The 16,655-nt window shown below is 43.6% G+C and carries 13 protein-coding genes; 9 read left to right on the forward strand and 4 right to left on the reverse strand.

Annotated elements, in window-relative coordinates; all coding sequences use genetic code 11:
- Nucleotides 1-235: 235 nt before the first annotated feature.
- Nucleotides 236-1,333, reverse strand: coding sequence for an OmpA family protein (locus L2744_RS16875; RefSeq protein WP_248993021.1), 1,098 nt, complete (start codon nt 1,331-1,333; stop codon nt 236-238).
- A 251-nt stretch (nt 1,334-1,584) separates the two neighbouring features.
- On the reverse strand, nt 1,585-3,951 hold the full coding sequence (locus L2744_RS16880) for a phosphoketolase family protein (protein WP_248993022.1): 2,367 nt from the start codon (nt 3,949-3,951) through the stop codon (nt 1,585-1,587).
- 430 nt (nt 3,952-4,381) lie between these two features.
- Here L2744_RS16880 and L2744_RS16885 point away from each other — a divergent pair, with 430 nt between their 5' ends.
- A complete protein-coding gene (locus L2744_RS16885; RefSeq protein WP_248993023.1) occupies nt 4,382-5,827 on the forward strand; it encodes an alanine/glycine:cation symporter family protein in 1,446 nt (481 codons plus the stop codon).
- Nucleotides 5,828-5,943: 116 nt separating this feature from the next.
- A complete protein-coding gene (gene yaaA, locus L2744_RS16890; protein WP_248993024.1) occupies nt 5,944-6,717 on the forward strand; it encodes a peroxide stress protein YaaA in 774 nt (257 codons plus the stop codon).
- 59 nt (nt 6,718-6,776) lie between these two features.
- On the opposite strand, the gene L2744_RS16895 is transcribed toward yaaA, so the two are convergent.
- The gene (locus L2744_RS16895) at nt 6,777-8,189 is read right to left on the reverse strand and encodes a M28 family metallopeptidase (protein ID WP_248993025.1); all 1,413 of its coding nucleotides are present in this window, start codon (nt 8,187-8,189) and stop codon (nt 6,777-6,779) included.
- 135 nt (nt 8,190-8,324) lie between these two features.
- Between L2744_RS16895 and L2744_RS16900 the strand changes: the two genes are divergently transcribed.
- Nucleotides 8,325-8,621: an ArsR/SmtB family transcription factor gene (locus L2744_RS16900; protein WP_006084975.1), complete on the forward strand. Its 297-nt coding sequence runs from the start codon at nt 8,325-8,327 to the stop codon at nt 8,619-8,621.
- Nucleotides 8,622-8,684: 63 nt separating this feature from the next.
- On the opposite strand, the gene rpsT is transcribed toward L2744_RS16900, so the two are convergent.
- A complete protein-coding gene (gene rpsT, locus L2744_RS16905) occupies nt 8,685-8,951 on the reverse strand; it encodes a 30S ribosomal protein S20 (protein ID WP_011790375.1) in 267 nt (88 codons plus the stop codon).
- Between the two features lie 252 nt (nt 8,952-9,203).
- On the opposite strand from rpsT, the gene murJ reads away from it, so the two are divergent.
- From murJ to ispH, 6 genes are all read left to right on the forward strand, one after another.
- Nucleotides 9,204-10,763, forward strand: coding sequence for a murein biosynthesis integral membrane protein MurJ (murJ, locus tag L2744_RS16910; protein ID WP_248993026.1), 1,560 nt, complete (start codon nt 9,204-9,206; stop codon nt 10,761-10,763).
- Between the two features lie 65 nt (nt 10,764-10,828).
- Nucleotides 10,829-11,764, forward strand: a complete 936-nt coding sequence (ribF, locus tag L2744_RS16915) for a bifunctional riboflavin kinase/FAD synthetase (protein ID WP_248993027.1) — start codon at nt 10,829-10,831, stop codon at nt 11,762-11,764.
- A gap of 32 nt (nt 11,765-11,796) precedes the next feature.
- Nucleotides 11,797-14,619, forward strand: a complete 2,823-nt coding sequence (gene ileS, locus L2744_RS16920; RefSeq protein WP_248993028.1) for an isoleucine--tRNA ligase — start codon at nt 11,797-11,799, stop codon at nt 14,617-14,619.
- A gap of 9 nt (nt 14,620-14,628) precedes the next feature.
- Nucleotides 14,629-15,144, forward strand: coding sequence for a signal peptidase II (lspA, locus tag L2744_RS16925; protein WP_248993029.1), 516 nt, complete (start codon nt 14,629-14,631; stop codon nt 15,142-15,144).
- On the forward strand, nt 15,141-15,563 hold the full coding sequence (fkpB, locus tag L2744_RS16930) for an FKBP-type peptidyl-prolyl cis-trans isomerase (protein ID WP_248993030.1): 423 nt from the start codon (nt 15,141-15,143) through the stop codon (nt 15,561-15,563). The genes lspA and fkpB overlap by 4 nt, the downstream gene beginning before the upstream one ends.
- 28 nt (nt 15,564-15,591) lie before the next feature.
- The gene (gene ispH / locus L2744_RS16935) at nt 15,592-16,521 is read left to right on the forward strand and encodes a 4-hydroxy-3-methylbut-2-enyl diphosphate reductase (protein WP_248993031.1); all 930 of its coding nucleotides are present in this window, start codon (nt 15,592-15,594) and stop codon (nt 16,519-16,521) included.
- The last annotated feature ends 134 nt before the right edge of the window (nt 16,522-16,655 follow it).

The following is a 16,655-nucleotide window of genomic DNA, read 5'->3' on the forward strand; positions in this document are numbered from 1 at the left end:
AGGTAGCTGTTTAAACTCGGAATTCACTGATGACTATTAGAAGCGATTTTGCTAACTTTTCCAACCTTGAATGTAAAAAAATTACAAAAATGACAAAACAATGTCGATTTAAATGTAAAGGGACTTCAGTAACTCACTCGAGTTGGAGGGATGCAACAATCGCTTAGGTATTATAGATTCGATAAAATAAAAAAGTCGCTGCAAGCAGCGACTTTTTATAACTGACAGTAATTACTTACTTCAGAACGGGTTGTTTTGTTGTCGTAGTGACAATAGCTTCGATGCGACGGTTCGCAGCATGAGCTTCTTTTGAGTCACCAGCAACAATCGGTTGATTTACACCATAACCGTTAGAGGATACACGGCTTCTGCTAATACCATATTTCTCTACAAGAATATTGGCAACGGCGTCAGCACGTTTGTCAGACAGAACCATGTTGTATTCAGGTGTACCTACGTTTGAGGCATGACCAGCGATTTCAACAGTGAACTCTGGGTTCTTGTTCAGGTAGTTCGCTAATCTCTCGATGTCTTTGTAGTATACATTTTTAACTACAGCAGAATCGTTAGCAAATTGGATTGAACCCACGTCTTCTTTGTTTTTCACATTTTCATAGATTGTACAGCCCACTGAATCAACTTTATGAGTGATTGGTGTTGCTGGACATTGATCTTTATCGTCGTATACGCCGTCATTGTCAGAGTCAACAGGCGCTACTGCAACAGGTGCTACTGCAACAGGTGCTGCTGCCGCAACTGGAGTACCAAAACGGTAGCTAAGCTCTAGGCCCCAGTAGTTGCTATCGGCTTGAACGATATTATACTCGTCATCTAAATTTTCGTAGCGACGGTATTTAGCTTGTAACTTCAGGTTATCGGTGAAGTTATAGCCTACGCCAGCACCAAAGTATGGAGCAAAGTCATCAGTGCTGTATGAGCTTGATAGTGCACCTGCACGTTGGCTATTTTCAAGAGTGTAATACATTGCACCAGCTTCAGCAGATAGGCTCCAGCGGTTAGCTAGTGGCCAAAGACCAACTAGACCAAGTGTCGTGCCTTTCACATCTGCGTCGTTGCTAATGCCTGAAGTGGTCCAATCAGCGCTGCCTAGATCACGATAGCCAATTTCAGCACCAAAGTAGTCATTAAACATATAGCCAGCAAATATATCCCATGCGTATGAGTTATCATCACCGTTTTGAGTTGCAATGTGTTCATAGTTATTAACGCCCATACCTGCACCAACATACCAAGGTGTGAGTTCCTGAGATGCGCTGGCAGCAAGTGGGAGCATTGACGTAAGTAAAACTACTTTTAATGTATTCTTCATCATTTCTTTAAGTCCATTGTTATGATTCTCCACAAAATATGCTTTACGATTTTATGCAAAACATTGCTAGCACTGAGTGTGGGGATCCTTTGGTATTGTAGCCAGCGGTTAAGTATCACCTCATTTGTTAAATTTTTCCAGTGTTAAGTTTATTGTTTTTATCGTTGCTCATTCCGTTAACGGGTTTAAATGTTAAAAAGGCACTCAAAAGAGTGCCTTTAAAATGTATCTATTTTGTTAGCTAATTATATTAATTAACGTGTCCAAACCCAGTTTTCAATTTCGATAGGGTCCACACCGTTTGCTTTTATATAGTTGCGATGTTCTACAAGTCTTTGCAGCATATCTGTTGTAATTGAAACATGCTGTGTTTCATCAATTACGCCCTGTTGGAACAGCTTGTAGGCCATATCAATAACAAGGTGATAGCGTGACGTTCCATTGCGAACACCCATATCAAATGGTGTGGTTGTTGAACCTTCTTCTTCGTATCCTTTAATTCTAAAACGGCGACTTCCTTTGTAATCAAAAATTAACTTTTTGATAGTATTTGGGTAACCGTGATAGTTAAATACAACACCCTTATCTTGAGTAAATATTTCATCCATCAACCAAGGTTTTTCTTTAAACTTGCGACTACCTAAGCCATCACTGCTTAATTCAGTGACGCTAACGAAGCGAATTCTCGCTCTTGGTAAGAGTTCACGAATTAATACTAGCGATGCCATACATTCTTGAGTGACATAATCACCACAACCTGCAAGTACAATATCGGGATTTTCGTCTGAAGCGAAATCCCATACCATGACGCCATCTTTTGCTTGCTTACGAGCTTCTTCTAGACTCAACCATTGAGGGAGTTCTTTTTTACCCGCTACAAGGATATTGAGTTTGTCACGGTCGGCAAATGCGCGCTCGGTATAAACTAAAGTGCTATTGGCATCTGCGGGCAAGTATGCAGAAATAATTTTTGGATGTTTTTCTAACATCGCCCCTAAGAATGAAGGGTTTTGGTGCGAATAACCATTGTGATCTTGACGCTCTAATAAGGAAGATAGCACAACGTTACATGCAGGCAGAGGTTTACGGAAATGCACACCTTGACTTGCATACACATATTTACAGTACTGATCTGCCATGGATGAAACGACCTGTGAGAATGACTCATAGGTTGGGAACATCCCGTGTCGTCCTGTCACTGTATAGCCATGGAGCATGCCGAAAAGTAAGTTCTCTGATAATAATTCAATGACTCGGCCATCACGGGACATATCTTCATCCCAGCTTTCGATTGGCCACTGCCATGCGCGATCCGTTTCTTCAAATACCGCTTGTAATTGGTTTGAATAGGTTTCGTCTGGGCTGAAAATCCGTAGATTGTTTTGATCACGGTTAAGTTTAAATGCGTCACGCATCCATTGACCCATTTTCAGCATTGAAAAGCCACGTTGGCCACGTGGGACTTCTGGACCATAGCAGAGTTTTTCAAGATCGGGATTAGATAAAGCTCTAACTACTTCGCCACCATAGGTTAAGTGTTGGCGGCCACAGGCAAGTTGTTTCGGTGGGATTAATGAGCAGATATCGGCATCGAAAATCAGCTCACCTTTATCATTCATATGATAAAGCTCTTGGAAATGATAACTGGCTAGCCAGTTATTGAGTGCATCAAGGTGGCCTTTGTCAGTCGCACATTTATTCACAATGACTTGATGAGATTCGCAATTACCCTCTAACTTGACGCCATTATATTCACTAACGCCTGTCCAACCCTTAGCGGTGCGCATCAGGATCACTGGCCAACGAGGTTTTACAACATCCTCACCACTACGAGCTCGGGTTTGAATCTCGTTGATCATGCTGTAGGCGGTATCCATGGCATTTGTCATCTGCACATAGATGTCTTCTTCGGCGTCACTGTCAACAATGATAGGGAAATAACCCAAACCACGGAACTCAAGATCTAATTCTTCATGGCTCATGCGTCCCATGCGGGTTGGGCCAGAGATTTTATAACCATTAATGTGTACTATTGGAAGCACTGCGCCGTTAGTGGCGGGGGACACTAAACGGTTTGCATACCATGAAGCTGCGAGTGGGCCGGTTTCTGATTCGCCGTCACCAATCAAAACGGTGGCGATCAGATCTGGATTATCGAGAACCGCGCCCCAACCTACTGAAAGTGAATAGCCTAATTCCCCACCTTCAAGGATTTGACCTGGGGCTTCTGGGTTCGCGTGTGAAGGATAACCATAGGCTGCTGAAAACTTTTTACAGATATCTTCGATACCAGTTTCGTTATACGGAATCGTTTCTGGGTAGAAGTGGCTTAAGGAACCTTCGAGGAACAGGTTAGCTTGTACGGCAGGAAAACCGTGCCCAGGGCCAACTAAATAGATGAATGGACGATTATGTTTAACAATGAGTCTGTTAATGTTGGCATAAACAAAGTTGATACCAGGACACGTTCCCCAGTGACCGAGTAAGCGTGGTTTTATGTCAGAGTGTGCTAGCGGGCGTTTATGTAAGACGTTTTGTTTGAGGTAAATTTGTGATGTGGCAAGGAAGTTTGTTGCTCTGACGTACTTTTTCAGAGCGTTTATTTCGTGTGTGTGTGTCATATTTAGCCTCACTAGAGCTGACAAAAGTAAATTGAGTTTCGATGGGGATACTATATTTGTAGTTTTATTACAAAAATGTGCCCTACATCCAATTTTTAAAAGTTGTTTTCGATGTTAAGTTTGATAATTCAAGTTTTCGTATTTGTTAATTTAGATTTAACAAAGGCTTGCGTGAAGTCGCGTGCTGTGATGAAGTCGGTGTTTGGGTGTGTAAATGCAGGCTTGATCACATGAGCGATTTCGAATACTGTGCTATTTTGCTGCGTTGAATTCGGTAGCTGTGATGTTGTAAATTCACGGAAGGATAATTTGGAAAAATAAATCTACCGGCATTCTTACCTTTATCTGGAAGGATTCATTCACCACAGATGTTGTACCTTTAACTTATTGAGGTAGAGGAGGCATTTGCTACGGGAAGAAGTAAAATAATATGTTAGAAACCATAGTTAACTTTTTGAATGCGCTACTTTGGGGTAAATTGTTAGTATATGGACTAGTTGGCGCTGGTCTGTATTTCTCCTTGAGACTGGCATTTATCCAATTAACCCACTTTAAACATTCACTTAAAGTCATGACCATGAGCCGTCGAGGTTGTGATAGCGGTCTATCCTCATTTCAGGTGTTTTGTACCAGTATGGCTGCCCGTGTCGGCGCCGGTAATATGGCTGGTGTTGCTGTTGCAATTGGTGCCGCAGGGCCCGGTGCCGTATTCTGGATGTGGTTAATTGCTGTACTTGGTATGGCAACGGCTATGGTTGAGTCAACTTTAGCTCAAGTTTATAAAGTCCGTGATCGTAATGGTCAGTTTCGCGGCGGTCCCTCCTATTATATGGAGAAAGGATTGGGGCAAAGATGGATGGGGGTGTTATTTGCCTTTTTTCTGATCATTGCCTTCGGGTTAGTGTTCAACGCTGTACAGGCAAATACCATTACTGGCGCGATGGAGCGGGTGTTTGGTTTTAATCCAACTTATGTTGGTATTGGATTAGTGATTGCCAGTGGATTTGTTATTGTCGGTGGTTTGCGCAAAGTAGCTCGTGTTTCTGAGTTTATTGTGCCCATTATGGCGCTCGCTTATATCCTTGTTGCTTTCATTATCGTTTTGTTCAACTTAGAGCAGTTACCAGCAGTCATTAGTCTAATTGTAAAAAGCGCATTCGGTTGGCAAGAAGCTGCCGCAGGTGGCGTGGCTTATACTGTTGCACAGGCGATGCAAGCGGGTATTGCTCGTGGTTTATTCTCAAATGAAGCGGGTATGGGCAGTGCGGCAAATGTCGCTGCGAGTGCATCGCCTAACCCCAATCATCCTGCATCACAGGGATTTGTACAGATGATGGGGGTGTTTGTTGACACAATCGTTATTTGTACCGCTACAGCCGCCATTATTTTACTTTCAGGTGATATAGGCTCGAGTGATGATGGTATTCGTTTAACCATCAATGCCATGTCTACCCATGTGGGCGATTGGGGCGGAGCATTTATTGCGGTCGCAATTTTCCTATTCTGCTTTACCTCTATTATTGCAAACTATTCGTATGCCGAAACGAATGTGATGTTCCTTACAGGTAACAGCACTAAAGCACTACCCTTATTCCGTTTATGTGTATTAGGCATGGTGATGTTTGGCGCGGTTGCAAAGATAAGTCTAGTGTGGAACTTAGCCGATGTCTCGATGGGACTTATGGCAACGGTAAATATAGTGGCATTGCTGCTTTTGTCTGGATTGGCTATCCGAGTGATTAACGATTATCGTGAGCAGCTTAAAATGGGGAAAATGCCAGAATTTGATCGCAGTAAGTTTCCAGAGCTTATGGATCAATTAGATGATGATATCTGGCAGGATACAAGTAAAACAAAATCAGTTAAAGTGATGTAATTCATTTACTTAACGTCATATTGATTGCTGCTATCAGAAAAGCCACGTAACTAATACGTGGTTTTTTATATGCGGTAAGTATCATGGTAGCGTCTTATTTTCTATTGGAGTTTTTGATGTTGATATTGGTTTCACCGGCTAAAACCCTCGATTTTGAGCAGCCACCATTGACTCGAGTCCATTCTCAGCCTGATTTTTTACTCCATAGCCAAGAGTTGATCCAAGTTTGTCGACAGTTAGCCCCGAGCGATATAGCAACACTAATGAAAGTGAGCGATAAAATTGCAGGTTTAAATGCTGCTCGGTTTGAAGAGTGGCAACCTCAACTGACGCTAGAAAATGCCAAGCAAGCCATTTTTGCCTTTAGGGGCGATGTGTACACTGGCTTTGATGCAGATACATTATCGTTAGAGGAGCTAGATCGTACTCAGTTACAGTTGCGTATTTTGTCTGGGTTGTATGGCCTATTGCGCCCCTTAGATTTAATGTTACCGTATCGTTTAGAAATGGGAACTGCATTAAACAATGCTAGGGGCAAAAATCTTTATGAGTTTTGGGGGGATATATTAACGCTAGCCGTTAACAAAGCTGTTGCGAAACAGGGCGATAACATAATCGTCAATCTTGCCTCTAATGAATATTTCAAAGCCATAAAAGTGAAACAGTTAGATGGACAATTAATCACCCCAGTATTTAAAGATTATAAAAATGGTCAATATAAAGTGATTAGTTTTTTTGCCAAGCGAGCCCGTGGAATGATGGCCCGATATATTATTAGCCAACATATCAATTCAATCGATAAATTAACAAAATTTGATGTTGCTGGTTATTACTACAGCGAAGAACATAGTACGCCGAGTGAACCGACTTTTTTACGTGAAGCACAATAGAGAATAGAGCAGAATAATAGAGAACAGCTAAGATTGTTCTCTATTATTCCATTTAATGGTTATTTTTTTATTTCGCTCGTCAATGGAGTTAGCACTATATTCGAATTTGCCATGATATAAGCAAACTGTGCATAGGCTGCAACATTTTGCGCTAATGCGGCGGGATCAATTTTGTCTAAAGTATCATTTGGGGTGTGATGATAATCAAAGTAATCACGTCCATCTTGTCTCAGTGAGGCAACGGGTACTCCCAACACTGGTAACATTGAAATATCTGGTCCAGCTGAAGCTTGATTATTGCCTAGTGCGACGCCATTCAAGGTCATGGGTTTTATTGTCCTTTGCACTTCAGCAAATACGCTTTCATTTACTTTAGTATCAATTTGATAAATGCGCCCAGCACCAAAATCAGACTCAGCGGCAATATAATGCAAAGGTAATTCTGCTTTATGGGCCTCTGCATAGGCTTTCCCCCCCATAAGACCAATCTCCTCCGCCGCGTAAAGCACCACTCTTACCGTGCGTGCAGGCTTTGTAGGTAAATCTTGGATATGCTTCGCCGCCGCAGTGACAATGGCAACACCTGCACCATCATCAATTGCACCCGTTCCTTCATCCCAAGAATCTAGATGCGCGCCAATAAGTACAATTTCGTTGGGTTTACTACTGCCTGTGACTTCAGCAATAACATTGTAAGAGGTATTAGAACCTAAGTTCTTTGGTGACATATGCAACTCGAGTATTGCATTTGGATCGCGCCTTAGCATTGCATTGACTAAGTCAGCATCGGGATTTGACATCGCAGCAGCAGGGATTTTGGGTACACCATCTTGGTAACGCATCACGCCTGTATGAGCCATGCGATCGTGGTCTGTACCAATCGAGCGGATAACAATCGCTACAGCTCCTTTCTCTGCCGCAGCAACAGCACCTTTAGAACGTCCTCCAACACTCTTACCGTATCCTTCACCTGTGATATGTCGTTCAGTTTTTTGGTCAATGAAGGCTATCTTACCCTTAACATCCTCAGGATTTGCCTGTTGAAGCGCCTCTAAGCTATCGAATCGGACGATCTTGGCCTGAATTCCAGCCGTTGGCGTCGCAACACTACCACCAAGCGCTGTGATCACCAGAGGCTGTTCAACTGGAAAGGTTATCTTAGCTTTAGCTTCACCACGTTCCCATATAGGGACTTGTACAGGCTCTTTATAAACGCGATCAAACCCAAGCTTGGTCAATTTATTCATAGCCCAATTGACCGCAATAATATCCTTAGGACTTCCTGCTAATCTTGGCCCAACTTCAACCGTTAAGGATTCTACTATGTCGTATCCTAGTGATGAGGATAGTGCTGTTTGTTGTAATTGGTTCACATCATCATTTGCTATTGATGTGGTTTCAACGTGATTTTGACAAGCGCTTAAGCTGCTAATTAAAAGACTTGTCATCAGTGTTGTTTGGTAGAGCTTCATAGGTTTCCTTTATTTTTATTAAGCATGTCCCATTTTTAAAAACAATCTAGCAAAAAGTGTGCTTTATGTCCCGACTATATCCGTAAGGCAACGCTATATTAGCGTAGGGGTTAGATTTAGGAGAAGAAGTGCGTAATGAATATTGAATTAATGCAGGAGCGAGCCGATCATGCTGTAGTGCTATTAAAGGCACTCGCAAACGAACGCCGTTTATTTATCCTTTGTTATTTATTGAATGAAGGAGAAATGTGTGTTGGCGAAATGAACAAAAAATTAGGCTTAAGTCAATCGGCACTATCACAACACCTTGCTTGGTTACGCAAAGATAATTTAGTAACCACACGCAAAGAAGCGCAAACAGTATTTTACTCACTGAAAAGTGATGAAGTACGGGAGATGATCCATCTACTGAATAACATTTATTGTCATTAATGGTGTTTTTCAGATATAAAAAAACCGGCAATTGCCGGTTTTTTTTATTTGCTATTTTATAGATTAAGCAGCGATTGCTTTGATCTTAGCGTTCAAACGTGCCTTTTGACGAGCGGCTTTATTCTTGTGAATAAGACCTTTAGTCGCCATACGGTCAACGATTGGTTGTGCAACAGCAAAAGCTTCTGTTGCTGTTTTGTGATCGCCTGCTTTAATTGCAGCGATTACTTTTTTAACGTATGTACGTAACATTGAGCGACGGCTGGCGTTATGCTGACGACGCTTTTCAGATTGAAGCGCGCGCTTCTTTGCAGACTTGCTATTAGCCAAGGTGCAACTCCTAAAAACTGGATTTGATACTTTTAAAGGCCGAGGAATATGCCTGCATTTAGTCACTTTGTCAATGACTATGATTGAATATTCATCATAAAGATAAATTAATCCAACCTGCCTTGGCTATCTTCAACCCAACTCGTGTAATATGTGGCGCAATTCTAACAGCTATTGCCGCAGTGTGACAGAGCCTGAGTCGATTTTTTGAGATGAATCACCTAATCAATTCGATGTAGGTCTGGGGGACGTTTGAGCAGAAAATTATTAAGATCTGGTATGATTGTCAGTGCAATGACATTGATATCCCGTGTTTTAGGTTTGATAAGAGATGTTGTAGTTGCAAACTTGATGGGAGCCGGAACCAGTGCGGATGTTTTTTTCTTTGCTAATAAAATTCCAAACTTTTTACGCCGATTATTTGCTGAGGGGGCATTTGCACAAGCGTTTGTACCTGTTTTAACTGAGTATCAGGAAAAGCATTCACCGGAGGAAACCCGTGAATTATTGAGCAAGGTTGCGGGAACCTTAGGTCTGTTAGTTACGATAGTCACCTTAGTTGGGGTGATAGCCTCACCCGTGCTATCGGCGTTATTTGGTGGCGGCTGGTTTATCGCCTGGCTTAACAATGAACCAGACGGGGCAAAATTTGAACTTGCTGCAGTTGTGCTTAAAATTACCTTTCCTTATTTGTGGTTTATCACTTTTACTGCCTTAGCAGGCTCAATCTTAAATACCCGAGGCCGCTTTGCAGTATCGGCTTTTACGCCAGTATTTCTCAATGTGGCAATTATTGCGGCGGCTATCTTCTATGCGCCGACATCGACTCAGCCTGAGATCACCTTGGCTTGGGGGGTGTTTTGTGGTGGTTTGATTCAGTTTCTTTTTCAAATCCCATTCTTGTTACGAGAAAAAGCGTTAGTTAAACCTTCCTGGGGTTGGCATCACCCTGGGGTGGTGAAGATTAGAACCTTGATGATCCCTGCCTTATTCGGCGTGTCTGTTTCACAAATTAACCTGTTGTTTGATACTTTTATCGCCAGTTTTTTGATGACGGGTTCAATTAGTTGGCTTTATTACTCAGACCGATTATTAGAGTTTCCCCTCGGGCTTTTTGGGATTGCTATCGGTACAGTGATCTTGCCAGCCTTATCGCGTAACCATGTCAATGCTGAAGGCGCAGGTTTTGGTCAAACCATGGATTGGGGTATTAAAGCGATTCTGCTGTTAGGTTTACCGGCTATGATGGGCTTGATTGTACTCGCTAAACCTATGTTAATGGTGTTGTTTATGCGAGGCGCTTTTTCGATGCATGATGTTGAAATGGCTTCCTACAGTCTGATGGCTTACGGCAGTGGCTTGCTCAGTTTTATGCTCATTAAGGTGCTCGCCCCGGGTTATTATTCCCGCCAAGATACCAAAACGCCGGTACGTTATGGCATTATTGCGATGATCACTAACATGGGCTTTAACTTGCTGTTTGCTGTTCCTTTTGGTTATGTCGGCTTGGCAATTGCGACATCTATGTCGGCGTTGCTCAATGCCACTCTTCTCTATCGAGGACTGCATTTAGCGGGTGTTTATCGCGTATCTAAGGCGACTATGGTGTTTTTTGCTAAAGCCGTGGTCTCCACAGTGTTGATGGTGGTAGTCTTGTACCACTTCTTACCATCGCCAGATGTGTGGTTAGATTGGCATTTTGTCGAGCGGGCTAAATCCTTGATAGGCTTGATTGCGGCGGGAGCGGTAAGTTACTTATTGGGACTGCTGCTGCTCGGAATTCGTCCTTGGTCAATTAAACGGGGAGTTTGATTGCTGATTCTCATCGCTAGCTGTTATATAATCAGCCGATTTGCGCTTGGCAGTTGTCTAAAGTTATGGAATTAATCCGCGGCATACATAACATTTTGTCATCCCACCATGGGTGCGTGTTGACTATCGGTAATTTCGACGGCGTACATCGTGGTCATGCCCAAGTCATCGCTAACTTAGTGCATAAAGCCAAGCAGTTAGGATTACCTGCGACGTTAATGACCTTTGAGCCACAGCCTCAGGAATTATTTTGTGGCGATAATGCGCCTGCTCGCTTGAGTTTGTTGCGTGATAAGGTCATTTTGCTCAATGAACTCGGGGTTGAGCGGTTAGTATGTGTTAACTTTAATCGTGCTTTTGCGAGTCAACCTGCGGAACATTTTATCGAAGAATTGCTGGTTCGTAAGCTTGGGGTCAAATACCTGGTTGTCGGCGATGATTTTTGTTTTGGAAAAGGTCGTAAAGGTAATTTTGAGATGCTGATACAAGCGGGCATCGAATATGGCTTTACTGTGGTCAGCACCCAAAGTTTTATGCTGGGTTCACAAAGAGTGAGCTCTACTGCTGTGCGTGAACAATTGGCGAAGGGCAATCTTGAGCAGGCGAGACGCCTATTAGGACACCCGTTTACCTTGAGTGGTCGCGTGGCTCACGGGCAAAAAATTGGCCGCACTATTGGTTTCCCCACGGCAAACATCGCCTTAAAGCGTAATGTTGTGCCTGTCCGTGGTGTGTTTGCGATCAAATGTTATTGGGATGACAGCGATATTTATGAGGGCGTAGCCAATATTGGATTTCGCCCGACAGTGAACGGTCAAGTGTGTCAGCTTGAAGTGCATCTTTTTGATTTTGAAGAAGACATTTACGGCAAACATGTTGAGGTCGAGTTGGTAGCCAAACTCCGTGATGAGCAACCTTTTGACTCATTGGATGCGCTAAAACAACAGATTTTGAATGATGCAAATGAAGCCCGTGCTTTATTTGGTAATGATGCAGGCTGAAATTTATCAGTTTAATTAACGGTATAGGATCAATGAGCGACTATAAATTTACTTTGAATTTGCCGGAAACAGAGTTTCCGATGCGTGGTAATTTGGCAAATCGCGAGCCAGAGATGTTAGAGCGCTGGACAAAAGACGGTTTGTATCAGCAGATCCGCGATAGCCGAATTGGCCGTACTCCCTTCATTTTGCATGACGGCCCGCCGTATGCGAATGGCAGTATTCATATTGGTCACTCAGTTAATAAAATCCTTAAAGACATTATTGTTAAGTCAAAAACCATGTCTGGTTTTGATGCGCCGTATGTGCCGGGGTGGGATTGCCACGGTTTACCTATCGAGCTCAAAGTTGAGCAAAAAGTCGGTAAGCCAGGCCAAAAAATCACCGCGGCAGAATTCCGTGTAGAATGCCGTAAATATGCGGCAGAGCAAGTTAACGGCCAACGCGAAGACTTTATTCGTTTAGGCGTGCTCGGTGATTGGCAAAATCCGTACTTGACCATGGACTTTTCAACCGAAGCCAACATAGTACGTTCTTTATCGAAAGTGATTGAGAGTGGTCACTTACATAAAGGCGTCAAACCTGTGCATTGGTGTACCGACTGTGGCTCAGCCTTAGCCGAAGCCGAAGTCGAATATGAAGATAAGACATCACCCGCTATCGATGTGGCGTTTGTCGCCGCTGACAGTAAAGCCGTTGCGGCTAAGTTTGGGGTAAGCGATTACTCACATCCAGTATCTATGGTGATTTGGACAACCACACCTTGGACGCTACCTGCCAACCGCGCGTTAACTTTGAGTCCTGAGCTGGACTACAGCCTAGTTGAGTTTGAAAAAGACGGTGTCACACAGGCATTAATTCTAGCCGATGTTTTAACCGAATCTTGTCTAACCCGTTACGGTGCAGAAAGCCACAAAGTATTGGCGAAAATTAAAGGTGCTCAGCTTGAGCTTATCCGTTTTAAGCACCCCTTTTTAGCTTTTGATGTGCCTGCAATTTTAGGTGAGCATGTTACGACTGATGCTGGTACGGGTATTGTCCATACTGCACCGGGTCATGGTCAAGATGACTTTGTTGTCGGTCAAAAATACGGTTTAGAAGTAGCAAACCCGGTTGGCGATAATGGTGTATACAAGCCGGATACCGAGTTTTTTGCAGGCCAACATGTCTTTAAAGCCAATGATAATGTCGTCGCTTTACTGAGAGAAAAGGGCGCATTACTACACCATGTTGCTTATCGTCATAGCTATCCACATTGCTGGCGCCATAAAACGCCGATTATTTTCCGTGCGACACCACAATGGTTTATTTCCATGGATAACCATGGACTGCGTGCGCAGGCATTAAAAGAGATTGATGCAACCCAATGGATCCCTGATTGGGGCCAAAGTCGTATCGAAAAAATGGTAGAAAACCGCCCTGACTGGTGTATTTCGCGCCAACGCACTTGGGGCGTGCCTATCACGCTGTTTGTGAATCGAGAAACCGAAGAGTTGCACCCAGATAGCGTGTCCTTAATGGAACGTGTGGCGAATCGTATCGAACAGCAGGGCATTCAAGCCTGGTGGGATCTTGATGCCGCTGAATTGCTGGGTGATGAGGCGGATCAATACCGTAAAGTGACTGATACTTTGGACGTTTGGTATGACTCAGGTTCAACCTTTTCATCAGTAGTTGCTGCACGCCCTGAATTCCATGGTCATGGTGTTGATTTATACCTTGAAGGAAGTGACCAACATCGGGGTTGGTTTATGTCATCTTTGATGATATCAACTGCGATGAATGGTAAAGCTCCTTATAAACAAGTGCTTACCCACGGTTTTACCGTTGATGGTAAAGGCCGTAAGATGTCAAAGTCCATCGGTAACGTGATTGCGCCGCAAACTGTGACTAATAAATTAGGTGCCGATATTCTGCGTTTATGGGTGGCAGCAACGGATTACAGCGGTGAGATGACGGTTTCTGACGAAATTTTAAATCGCAGCGCCGATGCTTACCGTCGCATTCGTAACACGGCTCGATTCCTATTAGCCAACTTAAATGGTTTTGATCCCGCTAAGGATCTCGTTGCCGTTGAAGATATGGTGGCATTAGATCGTTGGGCTGTTCGTCGTGCATTTGCACTGCAACAAGAGATTATTGAAGCCTATGAGCAATATAACTTCCATATAGTGACCCAAAAACTGATGCAATTCTGCTCGGTTGAGTTAGGTAGTTTCTATCTGGACATCATTAAAGATCGCCAGTATACGGCCAAGCAAGAAGGCCATGCGCGTCGTAGCTGTCAATCGGCGCTGTATTTGATCTCTGAAGCTATGGTGCGTTGGATTGCGCCAATTCTAAGCTTTACTGCCGATGAAGTGTGGCAACTATTGCCTGGTGAGCGTGATGCTTATGTCTTTACCCAAGAATGGTATCAAGGCTTGAAATCAGTCACGTTAGCGACTGATTTGAGCGATGACTATTGGCAGCAGTTGCTGACCGTGCGTAATGAAGTGAACAAAGTGATCGAACAAGCTCGCCGCGACAAACGTATCGGCGGTTCATTAGAAGCCGAAGTGACATTATTTGCCGATGCCACTTTGACCGAGCAATTAACCCATATCGGCGATGAACTAAGATTTGTGTTGTTGACCTCTGAAGCCAAAGTATTGCCTTTAGCGGATGCGACAACTGAAGCGGTTGAGACTGAGCTGGCATCACTTAAATTAGTTGTTGCTTCAAGCACAGCAGAGAAGTGTGAGCGTTGCTGGCATCACAGAGAAGAGGTTGGCACCATCGAGGCTCACCCAACATTGTGCACTCGCTGCGTAACTAACATTGAAGGCGACGGCGAAGTTCGTCAGTTTGCATAAAGGATCTGTATGCCATTAACTTGGAAAGACAGTGGCTTACGTTGGTATTGGGTAGCTGTGTTGGTGTTTTTAGCCGATCAGCTATCTAAGCAATGGGTCTTAGCCAATTTTAATTTGTTTGAATCGGTGCAGTTATTGCCCTTTTTTAATTTCACTTATGTACGTAACTACGGTGCAGCCTTTAGCTTTTTAAGTGAAGCTGGGGGCTGGCAGCGCTGGCTGTTTACGATTGTCGCAGTTGGATTCAGTACTTTACTGACGGTATGGTTGCGTAAGCAATCGGCTTCTTTGTGGAAGCTGAATCTGGCCTACACCTTAGTAATAGGTGGTGCGCTTGGGAATTTAATTGATAGATTAATGCATGGTTTTGTGGTGGATTTTATCGATTTCTACTGGGGTAACAGTCACTATCCTGCCTTCAATATTGCCGATGCAGCGATTTGTGTTGGCGCTGTGTTGATCATTTGGGATTCGTTTTTTAGTGCTAAATCTGAGCAAGATACGACGGAAGGGGTTAAGAAGTGACTATAACTCGTTCTTTATTATGTCATATGAATATTGTGCTAGAGGATGGTTCTACCGCCGATAGCACTAAAGCCTCAGGTAAACCTGCGCGTTTGAATTTAGGTGATGGTACATTAAGCCCTGCATTTGAGGCACAGTTAGCCGATCTCAATGAGGGGGACAAACACAGTTTCACCCTCGAAGCGATTGATGCTTTTGGTGAATCTAATCCAGATGCTATCCATTATATGGATAAAAGTCGTTTCCCTGCGAATATGGATTTAGAAGCGGGAGTGATTGTTAGCTTTGCAGGTCCTGGTGGCAGCGAGATCCCTGGAATCGTGCGCGAAGTCGCGGGGGACTCAATTACCGTTGATCTTAATCATCCCTTAGCGGGCCGTAAGGTGACATTTGAACTGGATGTCGTAGAGGTACTATAAGATGAAACTCGATCCTACAAGCCCAAGCTTGAATATTTTACTCGCCAATCCACGTGGTTTTTGTGCTGGAGTGGATCGTGCTATCAGTATTGTCGAGCGTGCATTGGAACTCTTCTCTCCACCGATTTATGTTCGTCATGAGGTGGTTCACAACCGTTATGTGGTACAAAACCTTAAGGACCGTGGTGCAGTATTTGTTGAGGAGCTAGATCAAGTCCCTGATAACAATATTGTTATTTTTAGCGCTCACGGTGTGTCTCAAGCTGTGAGAGCGGAAGCAAAAGCGCGGGGATTAAGAGTATTTGATGCGACTTGTCCTTTAGTGACTAAAGTGCATTTACAGGTGACCCGTGCAAGCCGTAAAGGTATTGAATGCATCCTGATTGGGCATGAAGGTCATCCTGAAGTGGAAGGCACCATGGGACAGTATGATAATCCTAATGGTGGGGTTTACCTTATTGAATCACCAGCAGATGTTGAAAATTTAGACGTTCGCGATCCCGATAATCTTTGCTTTGTGACCCAAACTACGCTGTCGGTTGATGATACCTTAGATATTATTGCTGCACTGCAGAAGCGTTTTCCTTCAATTGAAGGTCCACGTAAAGATGATATTTGCTATGCCACTCAAAATCGTCAAGATGCCGTACGTAACTTATCTGCCGATGTGGATTTGTTGATTGTGGTTGGTTCTAAAAATAGTTCTAACTCGAATCGGCTACGAGAACTCGCTTTGAAAACCGGAACTCAGTCCTATCTTGTTGATACTGCAGATGATGTTGAGTCTAGTTGGTTCGATAATGTCAACCGTGTTGCTGTAACTGCTGGCGCCTCGGCACCAGAGGTTTTAGTTCAGCAAGTTGTTCAAGCAATAGCGATGCTGGCACCCAGTGTGGTAACCGAGGTTGAAGGGCGTAAAGAAGATACGGTTTTTGCGGTACCCGCTGAATTGCGCTAAACCAAAGTCATTCTTATGAAGTGTGTCTAGTCCTGAAATAAGTTGACACTTATTTCCACCTAAAACGCCTGATGAACCTCATCGGGCGTTTTGTATTTTAAGGCCAAATGCGGCCGTCGTTGATTATATATGGC

The organism is Shewanella profunda (assembly GCF_023283765.1).
Classification (GTDB): Bacteria; Pseudomonadota; Gammaproteobacteria; order Enterobacterales; family Shewanellaceae; genus Shewanella; species Shewanella profunda.

Bases quoted from the DNA above. Each gene is read 5' to 3' on its own strand.
- L2744_RS16895 (WP_248993025.1), bottom strand. From the start codon at position 8,189: ATGAAGCTCTACCAAACAACACTGATGACAAGTCTTTTAATTAGCAGC.
- L2744_RS16880 (WP_248993022.1), bottom strand. From the start codon at position 3,951: ATGACACACACACACGAAATAAACGCTCTGAAAAAGTACGTCAGAGCA.
- L2744_RS16900 (WP_006084975.1), top strand. From the start codon at position 8,325: ATGAATATTGAATTAATGCAGGAGCGAGCCGATCATGCTGTAGTGCTA.
- ileS (WP_248993028.1), top strand. From the start codon at position 11,797: ATGAGCGACTATAAATTTACTTTGAATTTGCCGGAAACAGAGTTTCCG.
- L2744_RS16875 (WP_248993021.1), bottom strand. From the start codon at position 1,333: ATGATGAAGAATACATTAAAAGTAGTTTTACTTACGTCAATGCTCCCA.
- yaaA (WP_248993024.1), top strand. From the start codon at position 5,944: ATGTTGATATTGGTTTCACCGGCTAAAACCCTCGATTTTGAGCAGCCA.
- ribF (WP_248993027.1), top strand. From the start codon at position 10,829: ATGGAATTAATCCGCGGCATACATAACATTTTGTCATCCCACCATGGG.
- lspA (WP_248993029.1), top strand. From the start codon at position 14,629: ATGCCATTAACTTGGAAAGACAGTGGCTTACGTTGGTATTGGGTAGCT.
- L2744_RS16885 (WP_248993023.1), top strand. From the start codon at position 4,382: ATGTTAGAAACCATAGTTAACTTTTTGAATGCGCTACTTTGGGGTAAA.